The following is a 2,769-nucleotide window of genomic DNA, read 5'->3' on the forward strand; positions in this document are numbered from 1 at the left end:
CGCATGACCGGTTTCCGGGACCTTGCGCGGCGCAATGGTCTTCACCACGTCGGCAATCGCCCTGATGTGATCCGGCGTGGTGCCGCAGCAGCCGCCGGCGATATTGACGAAGCCGCTTTCGGCAAAATCCTTCAGCAGTGACGAAGTGACATCGGGCGTTTCGTCAAACCCGGTATCGGACATCGGATTGGGCAGGCCGGCATTCGGATAAATGCAGACGAAGGTGTCGGCAATCTTGGACAGCTCCTCCGCATACGGGCGCATCAGTGCCGCGCCGAGCGCGCAGTTGAGTCCCACTGTCAGCGGCTTGGCATGACGGACCGAATGCCAGAATGCCGGCACGGTCTGGCCTGACAAAATGCGGCCCGATGCATCGGTCACGGTACCGGAAATCATGATGGGAAGTTTCTTGCCCGACTCGTCGAAGAAAGTGTCGATGGCGAACAGCGCCGCCTTGCAGTTGAGCGTATCGAAGATTGTTTCGACAAGCAGCACATCCGCACCGCCTTCGACCAGGGCGCGGGTCTGCTCCAGGTAGGCAGCCACCAGCTGGTCGAAGGTGACATTGCGCGCGGCGGGATCGTTCACATCCGGCGAGATGGACGCGGTCTTCGGCGTCGGCCCCAGCGCGCCGGCGACAAAGCGCGGCTTGTCCGGGGTCGAGTATTTGTCGCAGGCGGCGCGGGCCAGCCTTGCCGCTTGCAGGTTCATCTCGTAGGCGAGATGCGCCATGTGGTAATCGTCCTGCGCGACGCTGGTGGCGCCGAAGGTATTGGTCTCGATCAGGTCCGCCCCGGCGGCGAGATACTTCTCATGGATTTCGCTGATGACCTGCGGCTGGGTCAGTGTCAGCAATTCATTGTTGCCCTTGACGAACAATTCCTTGCCCGGCACGTTGAAATCGTCGAAGCGCGTGCCGCGATAGTCCTCTTCGGTCAGCTTGTATTGCTGGATCATGGTGCCCATCGCGCCGTCCAGGATCAGGATGCGTTGGGACAGCAGGTTTCGCAGGAGCGACTCGGTGGTGGAGAGGGGATCGCGCTTCATGGTGCACTCTTTGGTCAGTGTGAAAATTCCGTACTGCAAATCAGGAAAATAAAAAACCCGGTCAGCAAACAGCAGGACCGGGTTGATCTGTCCGCTTTAGCTGTATTTGGTAATGGGACTGAGACCCTGGCGCCCGCAAGCTGGTTTGACTTGTTCAATCAAATCGGCGCAAAAAAATTATACGTTAAATCAATGGTTTGCGTAAAGAGAAGCGCGCAGGGAGAAGCCCGAAGGGAAGTGCACGGAAGCGGGCAGCCGCCGGGGCTGCCCAATGTCCGTCAGGCGACGCTGCGCGCATCCAGGTTGCCCGCATCGGGCGATTGCCTGTCTTCCGTGAGCTTGAGCGTGAGGCATTTTGCCGAGCCGCCGGCTTTCATGAATTCGGTCAAGGGCGTCTGCTTGACATTAAAACCGCGCGACTGCAGTTCGCGCACCAGTCCCTTCGAGGCGCGGTTCATGAATACCGTACCGGCGCTGTTGACGGCGTTGCAGGCAAAATCGTGGGCATCGGCGTGGCCGACCGCGATCCGCCGATCCGCCGGTACGCGCGCCATGATGCGCGCCTGCGACTCGGCGTCGAACGCCGCCGGATAGTACATCAGGTAGCCGCCCTCCAGCGGGCACAGGCAGGTGTCGAGATGATAGAAGCGCTCGTCGACCAGCCGCAGCGGCTCGATCTCGATGCCCAGGAATTCCTTCAGCAGCGGCACGCATTCCAATGTCGAACGATGCCCATGTCCAAGCCAGAGCAGCGGCTCGCCGCGGTCGAGCAGCGCATCGCCGGCACCCTCGAACACCATGTCCGGCGGCAGTTCCAGCACGTCGAAGCCGTTCTCGCGGAACCATGCACCGAAATGCGGTTCCTCCGCCTGCCGCTCCGGATGACGAAAGCGTGACAGCACGCATTTGTCGCCGAGGATCAGGCCGGCGTTGGCGGTAAATACCATGTCCGGCACGCCGGCCGCCGGTGTCATGCGCTCCACCCTGGCCACCTGTCCGATGAGTCTTGCAAGCGCCTCCCACTGGCGGGTAGCGATGTCGTTGCTGCCGAGAGCGATATTGCCTTCCATCCACGGATTGATGACGTACGCCACTTCGAAATGATTCGGCGGGCACATCAGGAATCGGTCTGTCATTCTTTTCTCCCAGAATAGATGTTTCAAGCCGGCAGGGATTCCGCAGGCATTCGCCGGTTGTCCGGCACGGTTTCGAATACCGCCCTGATCACCTCGAGCGCCGAGTCGAGTTCCTGCTCGGTGATGACCAGGGGCGGCGCGAAGCGAACCACCGTTTCATGCGTTTCCTTCGACAGGATTCCCTGCTGCAGCAGGCGTTCGCAGAACGTACGCGCCGACACATGCGACGGATCGAGGTCGAGCCCGATCAGCAAGCCCTTGCCGCGTACTTCGCGAATGGCGGAATGACGGATGGCACGCAGTCCGTCCAGCAGACGGCTGCCGAGCTTTTCGGCCCGCTCCGCCAGGTTTTCCTGCTTCAGCAGTTGCAGCGCCGCCGTGCCGACCGCCGCCGCCAGCGGATTGCCGCCGAACGTGCTGCCATGGTCGCCGGGACGGAATACCGCCATCACATCCTCGCGCGCAAGGAAGGCCGATACCGGCAGCAGCCCGCCGCCGAGCGCCTTGCCGAGAACGAGGCCATCCGGCTTGACGTCCTCATGCTGACAGGCGAGCAGGCGGCCGGTACGTGCAAGGCCGGTCTGTA

The 2,769-nt window shown here is 61.7% G+C and carries 3 protein-coding genes; all 3 read right to left on the bottom strand.

Annotated elements, in window-relative coordinates:
- The coding region (locus V7080_RS25085; protein ID WP_334191098.1) for a homocysteine S-methyltransferase family protein at positions 1 to 1,047 on the bottom strand (1,047 nt) is incomplete at its 3' end.
- A 278-nt stretch (positions 1,048 to 1,325) separates the two neighbouring features.
- Positions 1,326 to 2,183 (bottom strand): dimethylarginine dimethylaminohydrolase family protein, encoded by an 858-nt coding sequence (locus tag V7080_RS25090; RefSeq protein ID WP_334191099.1) that lies wholly within the window; start codon positions 2,181 to 2,183, stop codon positions 1,326 to 1,328.
- 23 nt (positions 2,184 to 2,206) lie between these two features.
- Positions 2,207 to 2,769: aminotransferase class III-fold pyridoxal phosphate-dependent enzyme (locus tag V7080_RS25095; RefSeq protein ID WP_334191100.1), on the bottom strand; the 563-nt coding region annotated here is incomplete at its 5' end.

The organism is Noviherbaspirillum sp., from assembly GCF_036846085.1.
Classification (GTDB): domain Bacteria; phylum Pseudomonadota; class Gammaproteobacteria; order Burkholderiales; family Burkholderiaceae_D; genus Noviherbaspirillum.